Origin of the sequence: Saccharospirillum sp. MSK14-1 (assembly GCF_003054965.1) — a bacterium.
Classification (GTDB): Bacteria; Pseudomonadota; Gammaproteobacteria; order Pseudomonadales; family Natronospirillaceae; genus Saccharospirillum.
Map to the genome: position 1 here is coordinate 983651 of NZ_MIES01000026.1, position 23923 is coordinate 1007573.

The following is a 23923-nucleotide window of genomic DNA, read 5'->3' on the forward strand; positions in this document are numbered from 1 at the left end:
CGTTAAGCGTCTCCCGTTATTAAGGAATTCAAATGTCTTACCATGCTCCTGAAATGCCCATCCAGGTCGACGACGAAACCGGCGTCTGGACGACCGATGCACTGCCGATGCTCTATGTGCCGCGGCATTTTTTTATTAACAATCATCAGGCGATTGAAGAAGAAATTGGTGCTGATCGTTACGCCGATATTCTTTACAAGGCTGGCTATAAATCTGCCTGGCACTGGTGTGAAAAAGAAGCCGAACTGCATGGTATGAAAGGCGCTGAAGTGTTCGAACACTATATGCGCCGACTGTCGCAACGCGGTTGGGGTTTGTTCAGCATTGAGCAACTCGATATCGCTGCCGGGACTGCCCAGGTGCGACTGGATCACTCAGCGTTTGTTTACTTCTACGGCAAGGTGGATCGCAAGGTTGATTATATGTTCACCGGTTGGTTCGCCGGTGCCATGGATCAGATCGCGCAAGCCGAAGGCCTGACGATAAAAACGCACGCCAAACAAACTCAGTGTGCCGCTGAAACAGGTGTCGATTACGGCCTGTTTGAAGTGACGCCCCTGTAACCTTTTTGAATCGCCATCAACCGGCTCAGTTCGCCCTGAGTCCGGTTCGCCGGGAGCCGTGTTATGTCCCAGTTTGAAAAACTGTTCACGCCGCTGAAGATCAATCAGCTCACCATTCGTAACCGAGTTGTCAGCACGGCTCATGCCGAGGTGTACGCCACCGATGGCGGCATGACGACCGATCGCTACGTTAAATACTACGAAGAAAAAGCCAAAGGCGGGTGTGGCCTATGCATCTGTGGCGGTTCCAGCGTGGTCTCAATCGACAGCCCGCAAAGCTGGTGGAGCTCGGTTAATTTATCGACTGATCGCATCATTCCGCACTTTCAGAATCTCGCCGATGCCGTTCATAAACACGGCGGCAAGATCATGATTCAGATTACTCACATGGGCCGTCGTTCACGCTGGGATGGTGAGAACTGGCCGAACCTGATGTCGCCTTCTGGTATTCGTGAGCCGGTCCATCGCGCCACCTGTAAGACCATCGAGGAAGAAGAAATCTGGCGGGTGATTGGTGACTTCGCTCAGGCGGCGCGCCGTGCCAAAGAAGGTGGCTTGGATGGCGTCGAACTGTCGGCTGTGCACCAGCATATGATCGATCAGTTTTGGTCACCGCGTGTAAACAAACGGACCGATCAGTGGGGCGGTACTTTTGAAAACCGCATGCGCTTTGGCATGGAAGTGTTGAAGGCCGTACGCGCCGAAGTCGGCCGGGATTTTGTTGTCGGGCTGCGCATCTGTGGTGACGAATTCCACCCTGATGGTCTGTCGCACGACGACATGAAAGAAATCGCCCAATATTACAACGCGACCGGACAGCTCGACTTCTTCGGTGTCGTCGGTTCCGGTTGCGATACCCACAATACGCTGGCGAACGTGATTCCCAATATGTCTTATCCGCCCGAGCCGTTTTTGCATTTGGCAGCCGGAATTAAGGAAGTGGTCGATGTACCGGTGATTCACGCCCAGAACATCAAAGACCCGAATCAGGCTGAGCGAATTCTGGAAGCCGGTTATGTCGATTTTGTGGGTATGACGCGTGCGCACATTGCCGACCCGCATTTTATCGCCAAGATCAAAATGGATCAGGTCGACCAAATTCGTCAGTGCGTTGGTGCCAACTATTGCATCGACCGTCAGTACCAGGGGCTGGATGTGTTGTGCATTCAGAATGCCGCGACCTCACGTGAATACATGGGTCTGCCGCACATCATTGAAAAAACCACCGGTCCGGTTCGCAAGGTGGTCGTTATCGGTGGTGGGCCGGGTGGTATGGAAGCAGCGCGGGTGGCCGCCGAACGTGGTCACAACGTTACTTTAATTGAAAAAGGCTCAGAGCTGGGTGGTCAAATTACCCTGGCAGCCAAAGCACCGCAGCGCGATCAAATTGCCGGTATTACGCGTTGGTATGCGCTGGAACTGGCCCGTTTGAATGTTGAGCTGCGCTTTGACACCGCCGCTGATGCCGCCTTGGTTCGCGATCTGAATCCGGATGTATGCATCCTGGCAACCGGTGGTACACCTTTCTTAGAACAGAATCCGGAATGGGGTTTTGACGAGGGACTGGTGGTTTCTACCTGGGATATTCTCAGCGGCGCTGTTGAACCGGGCGAAAACGTGCTGGTCTACGACACCATCTGTGAATTCTCCGGTATGTCGGCGGCCGATTATTTGGCCAGCAAAGGCAGCCTGGTGGAATTAGTTACCGATGACATCAAACCCGGTGTCGGCATCGGCGGCACGACCTTCCCAACCTATTACCGCAGCTTGTATGAGCGCGAAGTGGTGATGACGTCTGACATGATGTTGGAAAAAGTCTACGCCGAAGGCGACAAAAAAGTCGCGGTGCTGGAAAACGAATACACCGGTCAGAAAGAAGAGCGGGTGGTTGATCAGATCGTCGTTGAAAACGGCACGCGCCCCAACGAAGCGCTCTATTACGAACTGAAAGCCGACTCGGTCAATAAGGGCCAGATCGACGTGGAAGCCTTGTTCGACAGTGCGGCTCAGCCGGTTTTAAGCGAAGGCAAAGACGGCATGATTCTGTGGCGTCTGGGCGATTGCGTATCGCAACGCAACACCCACGCGGCCATCTATGATGCTTTGCGCTTGTGCAAAGATCTTTGAGTGAAGGCGCGACGCTGAACGGGAGACGGGTGACGCTGTTTTAGGTGTTGCGTCTTCCATCTCCCATCGAGCATCTCCCACTTGGAGCAAAGCGAGAAACCAATGCTTGATCGTGTGTTACCAACCTTACTTATAACGGCGTTATTACTGCTGCTGATCGGCGCCTTGCGTCGCATCAGCTTGTGGCGCGTCGGTCAGGCAGAGCCGGTTAATTTACTGGCCGGTTTGCTGGCCATGCCGCGTCGTTATCTGGTTGATCTGCATCATGTGGTCGACCGCGATAAAGCCATGTCGCGCACCCACGTCGCTACGGCCGGTGGCTACGTGTTGGCCATGCTGTTGATTCTGCCGGTCTATTTATTCGATCTGCGCAGTCCGTTTTTATTAGTGCCGCTGTTGTTTGCAACGGCCTTAATGTTTGTCGGTGCGCTTTTTGTAACGCGTCGCCGCATCAATCCGCCGGAGCGTTTATCCAAAGGCCCTTGGATGCGCTTGCCGAAAAACCTGCTGGCGTTCTCCGCGTCGTTTTTCTTACTCACCTTAATTGCATCCGGCTGGCTGCCTGAGAATGTTGGCGGCACGGTGTTAACCGTTGTCTTGCTAATTGGCGTGGCTTTTGGCCTGGCCGAGTTAATGTTCGGCATGGGCTGGGGCGGCCCGATGAAACACGCCTTTGCCGGTGCTTTGCATCTGGCGTTTCATCGTCGTCCGGAACGCTTTGGTGGCGGTCTTTCAACCGGTTTAAAAGCGGTGAATCTGGATGGCGCTTTAGGCGTTGCCGAACCCAAAGATTTTAAATGGAACCAGCTGCTCGGTTTTGATGCCTGTGTGCAGTGCGGTCGTTGTCAGGCAGTGTGTCCGGCCTTTGCGGCGGGCCAACCGCTGAACCCGAAGAAACTGATTCAGGATATGGTAGTTGGTTTGGCCGGTGGATCCGATGCCAGCTACGCCGGGACGCCATATCCGGGCAAGCCGGTGGGCGAAGCCCAGGGCGGGCCGGGGCAGGTGATTGTCGATGGCCTGGTCAGCGCCGAAACCCTGTGGTCGTGCACCACTTGCCGGGCGTGCGTAGAAGAGTGCCCGATGATGATCGAGCACGTCGATGCCATCGTCGATATGCGTCGGTATTTAACGCTCGAGCGTGGCGAAACACCGAACAAAGGTGCTGAGGTTCTGGAGAACCTGATCGCCACCGATAACCCCAACGGTTTCGATCCCGCCAGCCGCACTAACTGGTCAGCGGATTTGGATTTGCCGTTGATGGCAGAGAAACAAAAAACCGACGTTTTATTCTGGGTCAGCGACGGCGCTTTCGACATGCGCAGTCAACGAATTTTGCGTGCCTTCGTTAAAGTATTGCGCGCTGCGAATGTCGATGTCGCGGTGCTGGGCAATGAAGAAAAAGACAGCGGTGATGTTGCGCGTCGTCTTGGCGATGACGCGACGTTTCAATCCTTAGCAAAACAAAATATTGAAACGCTGAACCGTTACCAGTTTAACCGCATCGTCACCACCGATCCGCACGCCTTTCATGTACTGCGTAATGAGTACGGTGATCTGGGTGGTCACTATGAGGTGTTGCATCATTCGATGTTTATTAACGAATTGATCGAAAAAGGTCAGTTGAAACTCGATGGTTTTGACGGTGGAACCGTCACTTATCACGACCCGTGTTATCTGGGGCGTTATAACGGCGAGTACGAATCACCCCGGGCGGTATTGAACGCGCTCGGCATCGAAGTCAGCGAAATGCAGCGCTCGGGTTATCGTTCACGTTGCTGTGGCGGTGGCGGCGGTGCTCCAATTACCGACGTGCCCGGCGAACGCCGCATTGCCGATATGCGCGTCGACGATGCTCGTGACGTTCAGGCCGAAACCATTGCCGTGGCCTGTCAGCAATGCACCGCCATGCTCGAAGGCGTGGTGGAGCCACGACCGCAGATTCGCGATCTGGCTGAGTTGGTGGCCGACCATATTGTGGAGGTGCACTGATGGCCGATGTGATTCGTCGCGACCCGCGCATCGAACGCATAGCGCGTAATCGACTGCACCCACAACATGCGGCCGTCACCGCCGTTGGTGACGTGCGCGGCCCGACCGGTTTGCTGCGTAAGAATCCACACGCGGTGGGATTTATCGGCCCCAATGGCATCAAGCGCATTGATCGCAGTACCAAGGGGTCTGCCAATGTATTGATGCGTCGTACAGGTCAGCAGGCTGCAACACAAACCTTGGAGTTGCCCCTGCATACAGTCGAAACACCGGATTATTTAATCGCCGTGGTGGTCGACTTAGCCGCCGGTCGTTTAAGCGGTCACGACAAAGACGTGCTGGGACAGGCCCATCAACTGATGGCTGAATTAGATGGGCAGGGCGCCATTCTTGCCATTGCCTTTGGTGAAAGTCGCGATGTCGATTTTGGCGCTGCCGGTGCCGACCGCGTACTGCATCTTTCCGACTACACCGGCTATTGCCCGGAACAAAAACTCGCCGTGCTCGAAGCGATAGAAGCCGAACATGTGATTCGTTTTTGGCTGTTCCCCGATTCAGTACAGGGTGGCGCTGATTTAGGCCGACGACTCTCCGCCCGCTTGGACATTCGCGCGGCAACTCACGCCTGGCAGGTGGATGCCAACACCACGCTTTGCCGTGGTGGACGTGACCGCATCGATTGGCAACGGTCCACGCCGCGGTTGATCCTCTTGGCAGAAGAGTGCGCCATGCCCATCAGCGACTCCCGACACGAAGCCAGGCCGATTGCAGTGCCCGTTATTGAGTCAAGATTGACGCTGATAGAAGACCTGGGTCCGGTGGATGTCGACCCCAGCCAGATTGCACTGGGCGAAGCTGAATTTATTGTTTCGGCGGGCAACGGTGTTCGCGACTGGGATCAGTTCCATGAAGTTGCCCGCGCACTGGGGGCGACCGAAGGCGCCAGCCGCGTCGCCGTCGACGATGGCAATATGCCGAGATTCCGGCAGGTGGGCGCTACCGGTACCTGGGTGACGGCGCGGGTCTATATCGCCGTCGGTATTTCCGGAGCGATTCAACACCTGCAGGGCATTGGTCAATGCGACAAAGTCATCGCCATCAATATGGATCCGGGTTGCGATATGGTGAAGCGTGCGGATTTATCGGTGATTGGCGACAGCCAGGCTATTCTGGCGGAGCTATTAAATTTGCTGGGCGCAGACGAACAAGCGTCGCTTGCTGCAACGGAGGCGCGCCATGTCGCTTAATGCATCCTTGAAGGTGACGACGCTGATCAGCATCGGCCAGCATGAAAAATCCGGCCGCGAACAACGGGCCAGTCAGGATGCCCGCGCTGTTGAACTAGGTCTGAAACTGGTTGGTACTGACGTTAGATTATTGCATGTCGGCGCTGAGCAAAATATTGCGCTTAACCAATACCTGGGTATGGGCCTGCCCGAATTAACTCTGTTAGAAACAGCCGAAAATTCAGATGCGACGGCTGTGTTGTTGGATCATTTAAAAACAACGCCAACGGATATTCTGTTAACCGGAATCCGCGCTGAAAATGGTGAAGCTTCCGGCTTACTGCCCTATCAACTTGCCGAAAAACTCGGCTGGCCCATCGTCGACCGCATCGCCGATATTCAAAAAATTGCCGACGGTAAAGCCGAAGTTCTACAAGCCTTACCACGCGGCCAGCGCCGCCTGCTGCGCGTACCTCTGCCGTTCGTCGCCAGCGTCGACAACGCCGCAGCCACCCCTCGTCAATCCGCCTTCGGCGCCGCCCGTCGCGCCACCATCACCGAGCAAACCATTGATGCTCCGGTCGATGAAGCCCGCCAGGATTGGCAACAAAGCCCCGCCAAAGCCAAACCCAAACGCCTGAACGTCGTCAAAACCACCAATGCCGCCGACCGCTTCAAAGCCGCCACCGCCAAGCCACAAGGGCAGGGTGGGCAGGTGATGAAGGATGGGACGGATCGAGAGAAGGCCGAGGCGGTTATTCGCATGCTGAAAGAAGAAGGCATTCTGTCCAGTTCTGAATAGGTGTCGGATGTGTCCGTACTAGAGCTGTTTTCAGTGATATAAAGGGAGGGTTCATATAGCCGCCATATAGATGGGTTGATCAATGCTGCCTTGTTCAAACCATCAGATAACTAAGTTGGTTTTACAATGCCTTATATTGTTAATGCTGAGCGGCTTAGGCCTTAACTCGAGAGGCGATGACTGCATTCATGATTTCGATGCAACGAAGCCGGCGCCCAGAATAGTTTTCGATGATGTATATGTGCCCATTTTAGATGATTTCTTACAAGTGCTCGCAGGTTCAGAAAAATATAGTGATGAGACCTGCCCTTGAATAATGAGAGTCTATTCATGCGATGGAAAATTATGCGATCAGCTGCGGCCCTTGGTTTAGTTGTGCTTCAAAGTTTCGTTAATTCCTTCTCGGGTTCATTAAGTCCGATTGATACAAGTATTAATGGAATTGAGCTAGGAGACTCATCAAAGAAAGTTCTCAATGAATTTGGGGCGCCGGAAACAATATGGATTGCCAAAGACTATTTAGAAGCAGCAGCCCAGAACCATGATATGCATTTTATATATCCTGGAGTGGCGTTTTATTTTGAAGACGGCGTATTGGAGTGGTTTGAATTATTTTCTGATGGTTATTCAATTGAAAGTGGTTTAGAAGTCGGTTCAACATACAGTGATGAAGATTTTTTTCGTATTGAAGGAAGCGATTGTGGCGTCCAGGTTTATATTTCGGATGAGGTTGTCGAGAGGATCAAGGTTTTTTGTTTTTATTAGCTTTGATTCTGCAGTTAATAGGGCGCCCGCTTGGCTTACACGTCGACTTCTATATCCAAAATTCTGACAGTGGGTTAATTTAGTTCATAAGTTAGTGGTTTTATATTACTAAAGCGGATCGTGATCTAGCTTACTGGCTAAATGAGTTGTCTTTAATGGCTTGCTAACCAGTTATCTAGTGTCAAATCTTCGGTGAGCGGAGATTAAAGATGTTAATACACAAAAAAGTTGCTTACAAAAAACCGGATTGATAGACCTCGATTCCCGCAGGTGCAACCCCCAAACCTAACGTTTTATACAACCGGACCTGCGGAACTTCCTAAATACCGACCTGCCGATGGCGGTGCATCATGAGTTGATGGGTTTACGGGTTTGGATACCGCTCAGTTGCTGCGTGATCCTGGGCAGCAAATGAGGTATGGGTATGTATCAAGTCGGGCCTTAGTTTACACCGATCCTATGGGTTTATTTATTGCAAATGTTATTGGTGCAGCAGTTGGAGTAGCGTTAGACGCTGCCGTACAAGCTGTTGAAATAAATGTGACTAAAACAAGGGATAGTTTTAGTTTCAAGCAATCAGCTTTAGCAGCAGGAGCCGGGTTTGTTGGTGCAGGGGTTGGAACTTCCGCAGCGAAGTTAGCAACTTCGGTTGGGGGTTCATTTAGTGGCGTCGCATCACAAAGGGTTGCTGCGACAACAACTTTTTACACTGCAAATGCAGTTGGGAACGGGGCTATTTCTGCCGGTGCAGGCTACACTTCAGCTAGAGTGCAGGGACAGGATTACCCTGTTGATCGTGCACTTCGTGATGCGGCAGCCGGTGCAATACTAGGGACTATGGCTAATAAAGTTGTTCCTGCCAATAATGGAGTACTTGACGATACTTGGGGCGGAGTTAGCAGCAATATTGAAAAGGACTGGTACCGACCTACTCCCGGTGATGTATTCGCAGGTGCATTGGTTGCAGGTTCTGCGACGAGTAATGCGGCTGGAGTTACTTCAACAATTATTGGTTCAAATTCTGGTGGTAGCTGTCCTAAATGAAGCAAGAAATATTTAATAGAATCAAATCATTTATTATCCAAGCAGTTTTATGGGGCCTAGTACTTTTAGTGCTAGGCTATTTTTTTGATTTCGTTACAGTCGGTATGGTTGTAGTAATTTATATAGGGTGGTTTGCATTATTAGTTGTATCTATTCTTATTGTTCTAATAGGAAGGAGACCTTAGTTTTTTCTAACGCCTCCTTCTAGATCGCCAGGAAGTCGGCCAATGGCGTGAACGCGAAGACTGGGAAGAAGGCGACGAAACCTGGTCGGAATACCGTTCACTGACCGGCCTGCCGATGGACGACGGCATGGATGCCGGAGGTAGAACACTGTCGGGAACAGGTGTCGAATAAGATGGGTTGCCCTACGACCAAATCCTGCATCAGGAACTGGACGAACCTTATCGCTGGGAACTTAAAGCCGGCGGCATGCGCGGCACCGACCCTCGCCACCTGTTCCTCTATGGCGATCATATCGGCAGCACAGTGTAAGTACACGACGCCGATGGCAAAGGCGCATTGCGCCTGGGCTACAGCCCCTTCGGTAAGGTCTTCCTGAAACACAGCGACTACTACCACTGGTCGCCAGCCGACGGCAGCGCGTCAGCCCTGGAGCAGCTCGGCAACCTGATGCCCTACTAATACACCGGCCTCTACACCGAAGCGACCACCGGCTTGGTGCACTTGGATGCCCGCTGGTACAACCCCCAAACCCAGAGCTTTGTGCACCGGACTTGTATGTAAACAGGACACCTAACCTACTGTAGTAACACGGGTTTGCTGCTGGCTGACTTGTTACAGTGCCTACTCACGTTTAGCCTGCCTCTATCGGTATCAGTACAGTTGGTCGCCATCAATAATTACCCGGCAATCCAGTTGCTGTTACGCCACTGACCCAAATTCTACCGGCCAAAGAAGGAGCGCTCTCTTGCTGAACCCTGACAGCTGGACCCTGATGCAGGGGTTACTGGTCTTTGCTGGCTGCGCTCTGGTTATTGCTCTGGCCGGTACTCGTATTACCGGGGTGGTTGACCAACTGGCGGATCGTACCGGTATCGGTGAAGCGGCAGCGGGGGCGGTGTTACTTGGTTTTAGTACTTCTATTGGTGGGTCGGTTTTGTCGGTCACCGCGGCGTGGAACGGCAATGCGGATCTGGCGGTCAGTAACGCCTTGGGCGGTATTGCCGTGCAGACGTTCTTTCTGGCTGTCGCCGATATGGTTTACCGTCGAGCCAATCTGGAACACGCGGCGGCTTCGGTCCCTAACATGATTCAGAATGCGTTGCTGATCATGTTGCTGGCGTTAATTATGATGACGCCGCTGCTGCCCGAGTTCACTCTGTGGCACGTGCATATCGCTTCCCCATTGCTGTTTGTTTTTTATGTCTATGGGATTCATCTGGCGCAGAACGCCCATAACAAACCGATGTGGACGCCGACTCAAACGCGGGAAACGCGTGAAGACCAGCCGGACGATACCAGCCGTATGCCGTCAACGTGGCGGCTGTGGGTTGAGTTCACGCTTTTATTTGTGGTGCTCGGATTGGCGGGATGGACGCTCGAGCCGGCAGCGACTGTGATTGCAGCAAAGACTGGCTTAACCCAGACCGTTGTTGGCGTCATGCTAACGGCCATTTCTACGTCCATACCGGAATTGGTGACGTCGATAGCGGCGGTTAGACGAGGCGCCCTGACCCTGGCTGTTGGTGGCATTATCGGCGGTAACGCCTTTGATACCCTGTTTATGGCCGCCTCGGACATTGCCTATCGTGATGGCTCGATCTATCACACCATGACCCAGTCGGCTCAGCTTTGGGTTTCTTTGACGCTGCTGATGTCTGCGGTATTGATGATGGGTTTGCTCCGCCGCGAACGTGTGGGGCCGGGCAGAATTGGGGTTGAGAGTGTGGTGTTGATATTGCTTTACATCAGCGGCGCAGCGCTGCTGCTCAGTGCGCTCTAGCGGTCGGCCTGATCGACCGTCAATGCACGACTTAACCCAGATTCGCCACTCTTTCCCCAGCTCCAAAAGATGCAATCAATGTCTCCAAACGCTTCACCCGAGTCACTTCTCGCTTCGCACTCATTACCCAATAAATGGACTGTCGTCGATAAGACGGTGCCAGCGCCTCAAAAAACTCCCAGGCTTTTTGATTGGCTTTGAGGCGATCTTCGTAGTCTTTTGCCAGTTCTAAATTCATGGTTTCAACGGAGTAACCCTCAGCGTCTTTGCGAGCGTTAAACAGTCTTAGACCCTCGGGTTTCATCTCACCTTTTTTGATTAGTTCCTCAACCTTTTTAACATTAACCGCACTCCAGACGCTGCCTTCTTTTCTTGACGTAAAACGAATTTTATAGCGTTCTTCATCGACGGTTTTTCGAATGCCATCGATCCATCCAATGCACAGTGCGGCATCGACCGAATCGGACCAGGTGAGAGTGGCGCGGCCGGTGCTTTTCTTGAAATAGCCGACCCAGATTTCCGTTTCGCTTTGGTGGTGTTGTTCCAGCCATTGGCTGAATTCGTCCTGGCTGGCGAAGAAAATGGCGTCTTCCAAAGCGGGATTTCCTTATTAAAACAGAATGAAATAAATGGTTGAGGCGCTCTCTGCGAATGAGAGTGCCTCAACTTTTAGCGAGGGTTGTTGCGATGAGGGGTTAGTTTTTTGCCAACCAGCTAACGATGGTCTCGTTAGTCTCTTCGGGTTTTTCCTGGCTGATCCAGTGGCCGCAATCCAACGTCACCACGTCAACCTGGGGGACAGAATTCGCCAGTGTCGGCGAGGGCTGAACCATATCGCGAGCGCCGTAAATCATCAGCGCCGGTTTTTGGATGATGGGGTCGACATTGGCCAGCAAATGCCAGTTGCGGTCGAGGTTTCGGTACCAGTTGATGTTGCTGGTAAAGCCCGATTTTTCGAACGCTTTAACAAACACTGCCAGGTCTTCTTCATTCAATAACGGTTCACCGGCCGGGCTATCGGACTGAGCCAGATTACTCATCATATTGCCCGGTGCCGGGGCGGCCATAGGTTCGTTTTTGCGATAGAGGTTGCGCAGGAAGTTTTCGGTGTTGGCTTCCAGAATGGCATCGGCCACACCCGGCTTGCGGTTGAAGTCGACCATGTAGTAGTCGGGGCCGATGATGGCTTCGAGCATGTCGATCCAGGGCATCTCGCCACGGTCCATATAAGGCACGCTCAGATTGACGATCTTGCTGACGCGGCTCGGGTGCAATAACGCCAAGCCCCACACCACCATAGCGCCCCAGTCGTGACCAATAAAAGCGGCGTCTTTGTAGTCGTAGTGGTCGAGCAGAGCGACGAGATCGCCGGTCAGGTGTTCCAGGTCGTAAGCGGTGACGTCGCTTGGGCAGGAGGAGTTGCCAAAGCCGCGCTGGTTAGGAGCGATGACGTGGTAGCCCGCGGCGACCAACGCCGGGATTTGTTCTTTCCAGGTGTAAGCCAGTTCCGGCCAGCCGTGGCACAGCACGACGGGGTTACCGGCGTTTTCCTGGCCGGCTTCGAAAACTTCGAGTTCCACGCCATTAATAGAAACAAAAGTGGGTTTGGGGAAGTGGGTCGTATTGCTCATGGATGACTAGCTCTTGATGGTTGAGCCACGACTGTAATGCTCAATCAGGCCAGAAGCTGTCCTAATAAAAATCCACTCAGCCCAGCACTTCAAACGGTGGTCATGATGCCGGCCGATTCCGGTGATTGGCTGGTTTTCTCCGCCCTTGAAAATGGCCGTTTGCGGCGATGACGTTTACGGGAATAAAACGACGCTGGAATGTCGTTTGCGGAATCTTCGCGGCCACTCAACGTTCTAGTATGCAGCTTCGGTGTTTGATCCCGGCACCCGTTCAGGCTCGATACGCCGACAACAACAATAATGAAAGGAGATCACAACGATGAGTGTTCAATCATCCAATCGCGGTGTTGTTTACCAGGGTCCGGGCCAGGTCTCGGTCGAATCCATTGCGTTTCCAGAACTCGCTATCGGTAAGCGCCGGTGCGATCACGGCGTTATTTTGAAAGTGCTCACCACCAATATCTGCGGCTCCGATCAGCACATGGTGCGCGGTCGCACAACGGCGCCTCAGGGGCTGGTGCTGGGCCATGAAATTACCGGCCAGATCATCGAGTGCGGTCGTGATGTGGAGTTTCTGCAAGCCGGCGATATTGTCTCTGTGCCCTTTAATATTGCCTGCGGTCGTTGCCGTAACTGCAAGGAAGGTAAAACCGGTATTTGTCTGAACGTGAATCCGGCGCGTCCGGGTGCGGCCTATGGTTACGTTGATATGGGTGGCTGGGTCGGCGGTCAGACCGAATATGTGATGGTGCCTTATGCCGACTTTAACCTGTTGAAATTCCCCGACCCGAATCAGGCCATGGAAAAAATCCGCGACCTGACGTTGCTGTCCGATATTTTCCCGACCGGTTTTCACGGCTGTGTCACGGCCGGCGTCGGTCCGGGTTCGACGGTCTACATTGCTGGCGCGGGCCCGGTCGGTTTGGCCGCAGCGGCGGGTGCGCAATTGCTCGGCGCGGCCTGTGTGATCGTTGGCGATATGATCGACGAGCGTTTGGCGCAGGCGCGTAGTTTCGGCTGTGCCACCATCGACCTGAAACAGGACGCTGAACTGCCCGATATGCTGGAGCAGATTCTTGGTGAACCGGAGGTCGATTGTTTTGTCGATTGCGTGGGTTTCGAAGCGCACGCTTGCGGTCATCACCACCACGTCGAGCAACCGGCGACGGTGTTGAATTCGGCCATGCAGGTCACCCGTGCCGGTGGTGAGATTGGTATTCCGGGCTTGTACGTGACCGAAGACCCGGGCGCCGCTGAAGCCGCGGCGCAACAAGGTTCGCTGAGCATGCGCTTTGGGTTGGGTTGGGCGAAATCGCACTCGTTCCACACCGGTCAATGCCCGGTGATGAAGTATCACCGCGCCTTGATGCAGGCGATTTTGTTTGATCGGGTGAAGATCGCCGATGCTGTGAATGTGCAGATGATCAGTCTGGATCAGGCACCGCAAGGCTACGCCGATTTCGACGGCGGTGCGGCTAAGAAGTTTGTGATCGACCCGCACGGTTCAGTGGCTGCCTAACGCTGCAACCGGAGCATTCAGGCTGCGGTGGCACGCCTGGATGCTCAGCACCGACGCTATTCTGTCTATTTGCGGCTGGGGTCGGGCTTTGCCGAAGGCTTCGGACCACAATAGCGCCTTGCCTGATGCGTCGATGGCGTCGCACACTGTTGCGTTATCGGGAAGACGAACCGGCCAGCGTTACCGCCGGTTCCATAACAACAACGACCGTGCAGTTAAAAAAACGACTATGCCAAACGCCACACCGAATGCGTCCGCTGAAGCGGATCACACGCTGGACTGGTTGCCCGCCGAAGTGGCGGCGTTCAAAACCCAGCCCGGTCCGCTGCTGCCCCTGCTGCACCATATCCGTGATCGATTGGGGCATATCCCTCAGCGTGCGGTCGCCATCATTGCCGAGGGTTTGCAGATCACTCGCGCCGAAGTGCATGGCGTGATCAGTTTCTATCACGATTTCAACATCCAGCCGACGGGCCGCAACCGCCTGCAAATCTGTCGCGCTGAAGCCTGCCAGGCGCGTGATGGCCGGTCGCTGGAAGCCTATGCTCAGCAAACGCTGGGCATCGACTATCATCAAACCACCGCCGATGGCGAATTCACGCTGGAGCCCGTCTATTGCCTGGGCAATTGCGCGACCGGTCCGGCGGTACGATTGAACAATCACATTCATGGCCGGGTGACCAATAGTCGGCTGGATGCGTTACTGGACCAAGCGGCCACTCGTCCGCTGATCATTCAGGAGCCGGACGCATGACGCGCATTTTTATTCCGCGAGATACCACGGCTTTATCGCTAGGTGCCGATGACGTGGCAGCGGCCTTGTTGCGCAGTGGCGCCGAGTTCGAACTGGTGCGCAATGGCTCGCGCGGTTTGTTCTGGCTAGAGCCTTTGGTGGAAGTTGAAACCGCTAACGGTCGTGTCGCCTATGGCCCGGTGACGCCGGACGATATTCCGGCCTTACTCGACAGTGGTTTGCTGGAAGGTAACGCCGATCATCCATTGTATCTTGGCCCGATTGAGCAGCATCCTTACCTGAAAAATCAGCAACGTCTGACCTTTACCCGAGCGGGCATTACTGACCCGGTATCGCTGGACGATTACTGCCAGTTCGGTGGTTATGTCGGCTTGCGACAGGCGCTGGAGAAAACCGAACAACAGATCGTCGACGAGGTGAAAACCTCTGGCTTGCGCGGCCGGGGTGGGGCGGCTTTTCCTGCGGGTATTAAATGGCAGACAGTGCTGGACGCTGACGCCAGTCGCGAACACAGCCGCTTTTCCGGTCGCAAGTTTATTGTCTGCAACGCCGATGAGGGCGACTCCGGCACCTTCGCCGACCGACTGGTGATGGAAGCCGATCCGTTTATGCTGATCGAAGGCATGACCATCGCGGGTTTGGCGGTGGGGGCCGACACCGGCTTTATTTATCTGCGCTCGGAATACCCGGTCGCCTACGAGATTTTGAACGAAGCCATCGCCGTTGCCGAAGAGGCCGGTTATCTCGGCGACAACGTGTTGAATTCCGGTCGCGCGTTTCATCTGCAAGTACGGCTCGGCGCCGGGGCTTATATCTGTGGCGAAGAAACCTCCTTGCTGGAAAGCCTGGAAGGCAAACGTGGCCAGGTGCGAGTGAAGCCGCCGTTGCCAGCGCTGCATGGCGCTTTTGGTCAGCCGACGGTGGTCAATAATGTGCTCACCTTTGCCGCGGTGCCCTTTATTTTGGCCGAGGGCGGCCAGGCGTATGCCGACTATGGCATGGGGCGGTCGCGCGGGACCTTGCCGTTTCAGTTGGCCGGAAACATCGAGCGCGGTGGTCTGGTTGAACTGGCGTTTGGCGTCACGCTGCGTGAACTTCTGGAAGACTACGGCGGTGGTAGCGCCAGCGGCCGGCCGATGCGCGCGGTGCAGGTGGGCGGTCCGCTCGGTGCGTACATGCCGGAAAACCAGTGGGACACTCCGCTCGATTACGAAGCCTTTGCGGACGTCGGCGCGGTGGTTGGTCACGGCGGTATTGTTGTGTTCGACGACAGCGTCGACATGCTCGAACAGGCGCGGTTTGCCATGGAATTTTGCGCCGAAGAATCGTGCGGTAAATGCACACCCTGCCGCATCGGTTCAACGCGTGGTGTGGAAGTGATCGACCGCATTCGCGCCAACGACGAACGCGACAGAAACCTCATTTTGCTTCGCGATTTATGCGACACCCTTGAAGACGGTTCGCTTTGCGCCATGGGCGGTATGACGCCGAACCCAGTGCGCAGTGCACTCAATCATTTCCCTGACGACTTCTATTTGGAAGACAGTCACCGCAATTCTGCTCACCCGAAGCAGGAGGCCTGAACATGCTGCATATTTATGACCCGGGCACCCGTACCGATCGCGATATGGGCACGCCGCCGCCGGTGGCAACCGGTCAGAGCGTTGCGCTCACCATCGATGGGCAAACGATATCGGTGCCCGAAGGCACTTCAGTGATGCGCGCGGCGGCCATCGCCGGCATTCAGATTCCCAAACTCTGCGCCACCGATAACCTCGACGCTTTCGGGTCGTGCCGATTGTGCGCGGTGGAAATAGAAGGCTGGCGCGGCTTACCCGCGTCGTGCACCACGCCGGTGGCCGAGGGCATGAGCGTCACCACCCAGAACGAGCGCATCGCCAAACTGCGTCGCAACGTGATGGAACTCTATATCTCCGATCACCCGCTGGATTGCCTGACCTGCAGCGCCAATGGCGATTGCGAATTGCAGGATATGGCCGGGGCGGTTGGCCTGCGCGAAGTGCGTTATGGCTATGAAGGCGACAATCATCTCGATGCGGCCAAAGACACCAGCAACCCCTATTTCACTTTCGATGCCAGCAAATGCATCGTCTGTTCGCGCTGCGTGCGCGCCTGTGAAGAAGTGCAGGGCACCTTCGCGCTGACCATCGATGGCCGCGGTTTCGACTCGCACGTCTCTGCCAGTCAAAACGAAGAGTTTATGGATTCCGAATGCGTCTCCTGCGGCGCTTGCGTACAGGCGTGTCCAACCGCAACGCTGATGGAAAATTCGGTCATTGAACAAGGCCAGCCAGACCGTTCGGTCGTCACCACCTGCGCCTACTGCGGCGTGGGCTGTTCGTTCAAGGCTGAATTGAAAGGCAATACCGTGGTGCGCATGGTGCCGTTCAAAGATGGCCAGGCAAACCACGGTCATTCGTGTGTGAAAGGTCGTTTTGCGTTCGGGTATGCGACCCATCCGGACCGTCTGACCACACCGATGATCCGCGATCATATCGATGAACCTTGGCGCCCGGTCAGCTGGAACGATGCCATTCAGTTCGCCGCCGACCGCATCAAAGCCATCCAGGCCAAACACGGGCGCAACAGCGTGGGCGGCATTACCAGTTCGCGTTGCACCAATGAAGAAGCTTATTTAGTGCAGAAACTGGTGCGCACCGCCTTTGGCAACAACAACACCGACACCTGCGCGCGCGTCTGCCATTCGCCGACCGGTTATGGATTGAAACAAACCCTGGGCGAAAGCGCGGGAACTCAGACGTTCGATTCGGTGATGAAAGCCGATTGCATCATTGTGATTGGCGCGAACCCGACCGACGCCCATCCGGTGTTCGGTTCGCAATTGCGTCGTCGTCTGCGCCAGGGCGCGCAATTAATTGTCGCCGATCCACGCGCTATTGATTTGCTGAAAACTCCGCACGGCACCGAAGGTTTGCATTTGCCGTTGCGGCCGGGCACCAACGTCGCTTTGGTGAACGCCCTGGCGCACGTGGTGGTCAGTGAAGGGTTGGAAGATCGCGGCTTTATTGCTGAGCGTTGCGATGCCGATGAATACGCTGCGTGGAACGCTTTTATCCGCGAAGCACGCCATTCACCGGAAGCGACCGAAAGCATCACCGGCGTGCCAGCCGAGCGCGTGCGTGAAGCCGCGCGGCGCTATGCCAAAGCCGGTAATGGTGCCATCTATTATGGTTTGGGTGTGACCGAACACAGCCAGGGTTCGACCATGGTGATGGGCATTGCCAACCTGGCGCTGGCGACCGGCAACATTGGTCGCGAAGGCGTTGGCGTGAACCCATTGCGCGGTCAGAACAATGTGCAGGGCAGTTGCGACATGGGCAGTTTCCCGCATGAATTGCCGGGTTATCAGCATGTGTCGCAAGACGATTCGCGTCAGCGGTTTGAAGCCGCCTGGGGCGTTGCCATCGACCACGAGCCCGGCTTGCGCATTCCTAACATGTTCGACGCCGCCATCGATGGCAGTTTTAAGGGGCTATATGTTCAGGGCGAAGACATCGCTCAATCCGACCCCAATACCCAGCATGTTGAGCAGGCGCTCGGTTCACTCGAATGTCTGATCGTGCAGGATATTTTCCTGAACGAGACCGCCAAGTTTGCGCACGTTTTATTGCCCGGCTCGTCCTTCCTGGAAAAAGACGGCACCTTCACCAATGCGGAGCGGCGCATCAACCGCGTGCGCAAAGTGATGCCACCACTGGCCGGTAAAGGTGACTGGGAAATTACCCAGGATCTGGCCAATGCGCTGGGCTATGACATGGCGTATCAGCATCCGCAAGACATCATGGCCGAAATTGCCAGCCTGACGCCGAGTTTTAAAAACGTCACTTACCAAAAGCTCGACGAATTGGGCAGCATTCAATGGCCATGCAATGACGACCATCCGAGCGGCACGCCGATCATGCACGAGCAGGATTTTCCCATCGGCAAAGGTCGCTTTGTGGTTACCGATTATGTACCAACGACCGAACGCACTAACCGCCGTTTTCCGTTGTTGCTGACCACCGGTCGTATTCTCAGCCAATACAACGTTGGCGCTCAGACCCGACGCACCGAAAACCAAAACTGGCACGATCAGGACTGGTTCGAGATTCATCCGCACGACGCCACTGAGCGGGGCATTAACGACGGCGACTGGGTCGGCATTACCAGCCGCAGCGGCAACACCGTGCTGCAAGCCAAAGTCAGTGAGCGCATGCAACCGGGTGTGGTGTACACCACCTTCCACCACCCGGTCAGCGGTGCCAACGTGATCACCACCGATAACTCCGACTGGGCCACCAACTGCCCGGAATACAAAGTCACGGCGGTGCAGTGTGAGAAGGTAGCCAACCCCAGTGCCTGGCAGCAACGGCATCGCGAACACCATAAAAAACAGTGGGGTTTTTTGAAAACGGCTGTTGAGACCGACACGGCCGCTGTGAAATAACGATGGCGATTAAAGCTCTGAAAGAGACCGGCCACAGCGGCTATCGCATTGCGAAGGTCGCGGTGCGACGACGCGGTCAAACAGGCTGGCAGGAAACGCAGCAAGACGACAGCCTGGCCGAAGAGCTGCCCGTGGCGTTTAGTTACAACGGCCAGACGCACGCCGTGATGATGGCAACCCCGACCGATCTGGAAAACTTCGCGCTCGGGTTCAGCCTGAGCGAGGGCATTATCGAGCACACCAGCGAGCTCTATGATTTGAACATTGTTGATCATGGCGAACGCGGTATTGAACTCGACTTGCGCATTCATGGCACGCGTCTGGATGCATTAAAACAGCAGCGCCGAACGATGGCCGGGCCCAGTGGCTGTGGTTTGTGTGGTAAGGACTCGCTGGATCAGGTGATGCGCGATCTGCCGCAGGTAACTCCCAGGTCGTTACCGTCTGCTGAGGCGGTTGAAACTGCGTTAACTCAATTGCAATCGTATCAGCCGTTGCAGCAACTGACCGGTGCGATACACGCCGCCGCCTGGTGTGATGAGGCCGGACACATTCAGCAGGTGCGCGAAGACGTCGGTCGTCACAATGCGCTGGATAAATTATTGGGTGCGATTTACAGCGAAACCCTGAGCACCGACAGCGGGTTTTTATTGCTGTCGAGCCGCGCCAGTTTTGAATTAATTGCCAAAGCCGCACAGTGCGATTTGGGGGCCATGGTGACCGTCAGTGGCGCATCGAATTTGGCGGCGCAACAGGCAAAACGCTACGGCATCCGCTTGGTTGGTTTTGCCCGCGACGGGCGTCACCTGGTGTATTGCTGATGCAACAGCGTCGGTTTTAAAGCGAGTAAATTGTATGAGTCATCGCACCCAGAATTTGATCAAGATGATCAATCAGATCGCCGATCACACACCCTTGAAAGACGGCGACGAAAAAGCCGCCGAGGTGGTGGCCGCACACATCCAGAAATTTTGGGCACAACCGATGCGGGCGGATATCAAACATTACCTGGAAACCGATGGCAGCGAATTAAATGTGTTGGCGGCTAAAGCGGTGCGCTTGTTATAACGGTTGCTCTTTCAAAGCCTGTAAAAATGCCTGCCAATCTTCCGGTGTATTCACATTGAGTTGTTCATCGTCACTGAGCGACGCTTCCAGCCAATAACCGTCAAAGGTGGTCATTAACGCGCGAATCGATCTGGGCCCGTCCGACTGACTGAGCCAGGTTTCCAGCGTCTCGGTAATCCGCTCTGTGGCCGGTACGGCCAGTGGTAAAGGTGACCCCTGAAATGCCACCGGTACGCCTTTATCAGCAACGCACACCGCCAACTGACGCAACCGTCCAACCGGCAGGTTGGGCATGTCGACTGGCATCAGCAGCCAGAACTCAACGTTTGGCTGTTGTCGCAACGCACTGTGTAACCCGGCCAAAGGCCCTTGAAAATCGGGCCACTGATCCACGATGCCATCCGGCCCGCTGTGCCAGATCGGCAAATCCAGAGCGCGCAAGCGTTGGCGTTGCCAGTTCAGTAAGGTCGTGCCGGCTATCGCTAGCTGGGCTTTATCGCTGCCCATGCGGCGACTGCGGCCACCGGCGAGTAGCAATAGAGCGCCTGTCTTAATGTTCACGGCGTTGGCTCATTTCAATGGCGTTATTGGTTTGAAAATTACCGTTTGGTATGCCCTTCAACACCGGTGGGAGTTTGCTTTAAATTCAGTCTGTCTGGAAGCCGCTGAGCGCTCAGTGCCATTAAAAAATGAATGCTAACGCTGGTATGAATGAGCGGAGGCGGTAAGGTACTGGTGGGCGCTTGAATAATAGGGATGTCGACAGCATGGGCCGAGATCGTTTATCGAACAGTGACCCTCAAACGGCGATATGGCAACGAGGCGGGGTGCATTTTCTGATCCAGTTGCCGCCCACCTTTTACGTACTGTTCGTCACCTTGCCGTTTTCACACTTGCTCAGCGTCGTTCTGTTTTTGCTGGGTCTGTTTTTCTTTAATGCTCTCTACGTCGTGGTCCTTATAGAACGTCCAGGCGTCTTTAAAGAATATAGAAATGCACGATTGCTGGTGACGTATATCGTTATCGCCACCGCTATCTTGCTGCTTATCACCTGTGCACTGTGGCTGGCTGCTGTTGTGTGTAAATCGTCGGGGGCATTATGACAAGACGCTATAGAATAATTGGCAAAGTGGGGTTGTTGGCGCTGTTGATCGCACTGGCAGGGCCGGTACTGACCTACGCCAGTGATGACACCGCGCTGGTCAGGGCAGCGATAGAGCACTACGCCGCTGCGGTTCGAACGCACGATGTTGATGCCATCATGGCCCTGGTGCCAGAACGCGGGTTGTCAGACGCCGATCAATACATTGCTAAGGAAAGAATTGATTCGGCCCTGCAGGATGAGACGTCTTATTTGTCTCGAAACCTCTTTGCACGTGACCCCATAGAGTGTCGGCAAACGGGTGGTTTTGCGCCGGCTTCCGATGCAACTTACTTCGATCATCTGGACGATTTCAGCCAGATTAAAGTCACTCAACACGATGTCTTTGACTTTTACTCGATCGCCTTTCCGCGGCTGATGGTCGAGGGCTGTGAAATATGGCGCTTCTACACGGCGATCTTTGTTGAGGACGGTCGCGCCTATTTCCACAGCTATTTTGCCCGCTAGGGCGGCCATAGCGCCGTTCCCGATTGTCATAACTCCCTGAAATTGCGACACTTCTGCCTGAATTGCCGGGCGGGGCCCTGTTGGCCGCCCCGGGCTCTTGTCTTCTGAGGCGCGTGAATGACCGATCAAAGCACCGAATACACTGAAACCCTCTCGTTAAGCCAGTTCACCGAGAAGGCGTATCTGGACTATTCCATGTACGTCATTCTGGATCGGGCATTGCCGAACATCGGCGATGGTCTGAAACCGGTGCAGCGGCGCATTGTCTATGCAATGAGCGAGCTGGGCCTGCGTGCCTCGGCCAAGTATAAGAAGTCGGCGCGGACCGTCGGTGATGTGCTGGGTAAATACCATCCGCACGGCGACAGCGCCTGTTACGAAGCCATGGTGCTGATGGCGCAGTCGTTCTCTTACCGGTATCCGTTGGTGGACGGCCAGGGTAACTGGGGTTCGCCGGACGATCCCAAATCGTTCGCTGCCATGCGTTATACCGAATCGCGTCTGCACGCCCACGCGGCGTTGCTGCTCGAGGAACTCGGCCAGGGCACGGTCGATTGGGTGCCGAACTTCGATGGCACCATGGAAGAACCGGCGGTGCTGCCTGCGCGGTTGCCGCACATTCTGCTCAATGGCACCACCGGTATTGCGGTGGGTATGGCCACCGACATTCCGCCGCACAACATTCGCGAAGTGGCTGCGGCCTGTGTGCACCTGCTCGATGAGCCAAAAGCCTCGGTGCAGGATTTGATGCTGCACATCAAAGGCCCGGATTTCCCCACCGGTGGCGAGCTGATCAGCCCGCGCGAAGACATTCGCAAAATCTACGAAGGCGGTCGTGGCACGGTGAAGATGCGCGCCCGCTATCAGGTTGAAAACGGCGATATCGTCATTCATGAACTGCCGTACCAGGTGTCCGGTTCCAAGGTGATCGAGCAGATCGCCCAGCAGATGCAGAACAAAAAGCTGCCGATGGTCTCGGATTTGCGCGATGAGTCGGACCACGAAAATCCGACGCGTCTGGTCATCGAGCCGCGCTCGAATCGCATCGATGTCGATGATCTGATGAACCATCTGTTCGCCACCACCGACCTGGAAAAAACCATCCGCATCAACCTGAATATGATCGGCATCGATGGCCGGCCTCAGGTGAAATCGCTCGACCACATTCTGCGTGAGTGGCTGGAGTTCCGCACCACCACGGTGACGCGTCGTCTGCAGCACCGGCTCGATAAAATTCTGGCTCGGTTGCACATTCTTGATGGTTTGTTGATCGCTTATCTGAACATCGATGAAGTGATTCACATCATCCGCACCGAAGACGAGCCTAAGCAGGAAATGATCAAGCGTTTTGGTCTGAGCGAAATTCAGGCCGAAGCGATTCTGGAAATCCGCTTGCGCCAGTTGGCGAAGCTGGAAGAAATTAAAATTCGCGGTGAGCAGGATGAGCTGTCGGCCGAGCGTGATCGCATTGAGAAAACGCTGGGCTCCAAGGCGCGTCTGCGCACGCTGATTAAGAAAGAAATCCTCGCCGATGCCGACCAGTTTGGCGACGACCGCCGCACCCGCCTGATTGTGCGCGAAGAGGCCCAGGCCTTTAACGAAAATCAGATTCTGCCGTCTGAACCGGTCACCGTCGTGCTGTCGAAAAAAGGCTGGATTCGCGCCGCCAAAGGCCACGATATTGATCCGCAAGGCCTGAGCTACAAAGCCGGTGATGGTTTCGCCTTTGCCGGCCCGGGTAAGAGCAATCAGCCGACTGTGCTGCTCGATTCCACTGGCCGCACCTACACTTTGCCAACGCATACGCTGCCGTCGGCGCGCGGTCAGGGTGAACCGATTTCCAAGACGGTCAACCCGCCGCCGGGCGCCGAAATGAAAGGTTTGCTGATTGGTGAACCCGACAATCAATATCTGCTCGCGTCAGACGCAGGCTATGGTTTTGTGGGCAAACTGAGCGATCTGACCGGTAACAAGAAAGCCGGTAAAGCCGTGCTGACCTTGCCAGCCAACGCTCAGGTGTTGCCACCGTCGCCGATTGCTCAGTTGGCCAGCGACTACCTGGCGGCCGTCACCAACGAAGGCCGCTTGCTGGTGTTCCCGGTGCGTGACTTGCCGGAACTGGCTAAGGGCAAAGGCAACAAAATCATCAATGTGCCGGCCTCGCGTGCGGCTGAGCATGAAGAATATATGGTGTCGGTGGTGGTGCTCGGCGCCGATGACACCCTGGTCGTCCACTCGGGCAAACGCAAACTGAAACTCAAAGGTGCGGATCTTGAGCACTATCTGGGTGAGCGCGGTCGCCGGGGGAATAAGTTGCCGCGCGGGTTCCAGAGCGTGGCGAGTATGGATGTCGAACGCTAAGCTGAACGGGTGTCGCCCACGCGGTGCC

At 55.1% G+C, this 23923-nt stretch carries 21 protein-coding genes; 18 read left to right on the forward strand and 3 right to left on the reverse strand.

Going from position 1 to position 23923, the window contains the following annotated elements; genetic code table 11:
• Positions 1-32: 32 nt before the first annotated feature.
• The 9 genes from BGP77_RS08450 (at position 33) to BGP77_RS08490 (ending at position 10485) form a co-directional block, all read left to right on the forward strand.
• A complete protein-coding gene (locus BGP77_RS08450; RefSeq protein WP_108164264.1) occupies positions 33-563 on the forward strand; it encodes a 4-vinyl reductase in 531 nt (176 codons plus the stop codon).
• A gap of 63 nt (positions 564-626) precedes the next feature.
• The gene (gene dgcA / locus BGP77_RS08455) at positions 627-2690 is read left to right on the forward strand and encodes a dimethylglycine demethylation protein DgcA (protein ID WP_108164265.1); all 2064 of its coding nucleotides are present in this window, start codon (positions 627-629) and stop codon (positions 2688-2690) included.
• A gap of 102 nt (positions 2691-2792) precedes the next feature.
• Positions 2793-4682 (forward strand): (Fe-S)-binding protein, encoded by a 1890-nt coding sequence (locus BGP77_RS08460; RefSeq protein WP_108164266.1) that lies wholly within the window; start codon positions 2793-2795, stop codon positions 4680-4682.
• Positions 4682-5929 carry an electron transfer flavoprotein subunit alpha/FixB family protein gene (locus tag BGP77_RS08465; RefSeq protein ID WP_108164267.1) on the forward strand — a complete coding sequence of 416 codons (1248 nt, stop codon included), beginning with the start codon at positions 4682-4684 and terminating at the stop codon, positions 5927-5929. The genes BGP77_RS08460 and BGP77_RS08465 overlap by 1 nt, the downstream gene beginning before the upstream one ends.
• Positions 5919-6710, forward strand: a complete 792-nt coding sequence (locus BGP77_RS08470) for an electron transfer flavoprotein subunit beta (RefSeq protein ID WP_199224218.1) — start codon at positions 5919-5921, stop codon at positions 6708-6710. The genes BGP77_RS08465 and BGP77_RS08470 overlap by 11 nt, the downstream gene beginning before the upstream one ends.
• Before the next feature lie 330 nt (positions 6711-7040).
• Positions 7041-7475 (forward strand): hypothetical protein, encoded by a 435-nt coding sequence (locus BGP77_RS08475; protein ID WP_108164269.1) that lies wholly within the window; start codon positions 7041-7043, stop codon positions 7473-7475.
• A gap of 372 nt (positions 7476-7847) precedes the next feature.
• Entirely contained in the window at positions 7848-8519 is a 672-nt protein-coding gene (locus BGP77_RS17930) for a hypothetical protein (RefSeq protein ID WP_158269320.1), read from the forward strand.
• Between the two features lie 363 nt (positions 8520-8882).
• Positions 8883-9014: a hypothetical protein gene (locus BGP77_RS18285; RefSeq protein WP_255414348.1), complete on the forward strand. Its 132-nt coding sequence runs from the start codon at positions 8883-8885 to the stop codon at positions 9012-9014.
• A gap of 436 nt (positions 9015-9450) precedes the next feature.
• Entirely contained in the window at positions 9451-10485 is a 1035-nt protein-coding gene (locus tag BGP77_RS08490; protein WP_233252324.1) for a sodium:calcium antiporter, read from the forward strand.
• Positions 10486-10516: 31 nt separating this feature from the next.
• Here the strand turns inward: BGP77_RS08490 and BGP77_RS08495 are convergent, their stop codons facing one another.
• Both BGP77_RS08495 and BGP77_RS08500 read right to left on the reverse strand, forming a co-directional pair.
• Positions 10517-11080 (reverse strand): YdeI family protein, encoded by a 564-nt coding sequence (locus tag BGP77_RS08495; RefSeq protein WP_108164272.1) that lies wholly within the window; start codon positions 11078-11080, stop codon positions 10517-10519.
• A gap of 100 nt (positions 11081-11180) precedes the next feature.
• Positions 11181-12116 (reverse strand): alpha/beta fold hydrolase, encoded by a 936-nt coding sequence (locus BGP77_RS08500; RefSeq protein ID WP_108164273.1) that lies wholly within the window; start codon positions 12114-12116, stop codon positions 11181-11183.
• 319 nt (positions 12117-12435) lie between these two features.
• On the opposite strand from BGP77_RS08500, the gene fdhA reads away from it, so the two are divergent.
• The 6 genes from fdhA to BGP77_RS08530 all read left to right on the forward strand — a co-directional run bounded on the left by fdhA (position 12436) and on the right by BGP77_RS08530 (position 19925).
• Complete coding sequence (gene fdhA / locus BGP77_RS08505; RefSeq protein WP_108164274.1) at positions 12436-13635, forward strand: formaldehyde dehydrogenase, glutathione-independent; 1200 nt, start codon at positions 12436-12438, stop codon at positions 13633-13635.
• Positions 13636-13864: 229 nt separating this feature from the next.
• The gene (locus BGP77_RS08510; protein WP_108164409.1) at positions 13865-14389 is read left to right on the forward strand and encodes a formate dehydrogenase subunit gamma; all 525 of its coding nucleotides are present in this window, start codon (positions 13865-13867) and stop codon (positions 14387-14389) included.
• Positions 14386-15972 (forward strand): NADH-quinone oxidoreductase subunit NuoF, encoded by a 1587-nt coding sequence (locus tag BGP77_RS08515; RefSeq protein ID WP_108164275.1) that lies wholly within the window; start codon positions 14386-14388, stop codon positions 15970-15972. The genes BGP77_RS08510 and BGP77_RS08515 overlap by 4 nt, the downstream gene beginning before the upstream one ends.
• A 2-nt stretch (positions 15973-15974) precedes the next feature.
• Positions 15975-18857, forward strand: coding sequence for a formate dehydrogenase subunit alpha (fdhF, locus tag BGP77_RS08520; protein WP_108164276.1), 2883 nt, complete (start codon positions 15975-15977; stop codon positions 18855-18857).
• 2 nt (positions 18858-18859) lie between these two features.
• Entirely contained in the window at positions 18860-19678 is an 819-nt protein-coding gene (fdhD, locus tag BGP77_RS08525) for a formate dehydrogenase accessory sulfurtransferase FdhD (protein WP_108164277.1), read from the forward strand.
• Between the two features lie 34 nt (positions 19679-19712).
• Positions 19713-19925, forward strand: a complete 213-nt coding sequence (locus BGP77_RS08530; RefSeq protein ID WP_108164278.1) for a formate dehydrogenase subunit delta — start codon at positions 19713-19715, stop codon at positions 19923-19925.
• On the opposite strand, the gene BGP77_RS08535 is transcribed toward BGP77_RS08530, so the two are convergent.
• On the reverse strand, positions 19920-20486 hold the full coding sequence (locus BGP77_RS08535) for a molybdenum cofactor guanylyltransferase (RefSeq protein WP_108164279.1): 567 nt from the start codon (positions 20484-20486) through the stop codon (positions 19920-19922). The two genes, BGP77_RS08530 and BGP77_RS08535, sit on opposite strands and share 6 nt — an antisense overlap.
• A gap of 266 nt (positions 20487-20752) precedes the next feature.
• On the opposite strand from BGP77_RS08535, the gene BGP77_RS08540 reads away from it, so the two are divergent.
• The 3 genes from BGP77_RS08540 to parC all read left to right on the forward strand — a co-directional run bounded on the left by BGP77_RS08540 (position 20753) and on the right by parC (position 23895).
• Positions 20753-21028 (forward strand): hypothetical protein, encoded by a 276-nt coding sequence (locus BGP77_RS08540; RefSeq protein ID WP_108164280.1) that lies wholly within the window; start codon positions 20753-20755, stop codon positions 21026-21028.
• The gene (locus BGP77_RS08545) at positions 21025-21534 is read left to right on the forward strand and encodes a hypothetical protein (RefSeq protein ID WP_146171223.1); all 510 of its coding nucleotides are present in this window, start codon (positions 21025-21027) and stop codon (positions 21532-21534) included. Before BGP77_RS08540 ends, BGP77_RS08545 begins: the two co-directional genes overlap by 4 nt.
• 117 nt (positions 21535-21651) lie before the next feature.
• Entirely contained in the window at positions 21652-23895 is a 2244-nt protein-coding gene (gene parC, locus BGP77_RS08550; RefSeq protein ID WP_108164282.1) for a DNA topoisomerase IV subunit A, read from the forward strand.
• The last annotated feature ends 28 nt before the right edge of the window (positions 23896-23923 follow it).

Coding starts and splice junctions, on each gene's coding strand:
- BGP77_RS08545 (WP_146171223.1), top strand. CDS start 21,025: ATGACAAGACGCTATAGAATAATTGGCAAAGTGGGGTTGTTGGCGCTG.
- BGP77_RS08460 (WP_108164266.1), top strand. CDS start 2,793: ATGCTTGATCGTGTGTTACCAACCTTACTTATAACGGCGTTATTACTG.
- BGP77_RS08515 (WP_108164275.1), top strand. CDS start 14,386: ATGACGCGCATTTTTATTCCGCGAGATACCACGGCTTTATCGCTAGGT.
- BGP77_RS08530 (WP_108164278.1), top strand. CDS start 19,713: ATGAGTCATCGCACCCAGAATTTGATCAAGATGATCAATCAGATCGCC.
- BGP77_RS08465 (WP_108164267.1), top strand. CDS start 4,682: ATGGCCGATGTGATTCGTCGCGACCCGCGCATCGAACGCATAGCGCGT.
- fdhA (WP_108164274.1), top strand. CDS start 12,436: ATGAGTGTTCAATCATCCAATCGCGGTGTTGTTTACCAGGGTCCGGGC.
- BGP77_RS08450 (WP_108164264.1), top strand. CDS start 33: ATGTCTTACCATGCTCCTGAAATGCCCATCCAGGTCGACGACGAAACC.
- BGP77_RS08510 (WP_108164409.1), top strand. CDS start 13,865: ATGCCAAACGCCACACCGAATGCGTCCGCTGAAGCGGATCACACGCTG.
- BGP77_RS08470 (WP_199224218.1), top strand. CDS start 5,919: ATGTCGCTTAATGCATCCTTGAAGGTGACGACGCTGATCAGCATCGGC.
- fdhF (WP_108164276.1), top strand. CDS start 15,975: ATGCTGCATATTTATGACCCGGGCACCCGTACCGATCGCGATATGGGC.
- fdhD (WP_108164277.1), top strand. CDS start 18,860: ATGGCGATTAAAGCTCTGAAAGAGACCGGCCACAGCGGCTATCGCATT.
- dgcA (WP_108164265.1), top strand. CDS start 627: ATGTCCCAGTTTGAAAAACTGTTCACGCCGCTGAAGATCAATCAGCTC.
- BGP77_RS08500 (WP_108164273.1), bottom strand. CDS start 12,116: ATGAGCAATACGACCCACTTCCCCAAACCCACTTTTGTTTCTATTAAT.
- parC (WP_108164282.1), top strand. CDS start 21,652: ATGACCGATCAAAGCACCGAATACACTGAAACCCTCTCGTTAAGCCAG.
- BGP77_RS08475 (WP_108164269.1), top strand. CDS start 7,041: ATGCGATGGAAAATTATGCGATCAGCTGCGGCCCTTGGTTTAGTTGTG.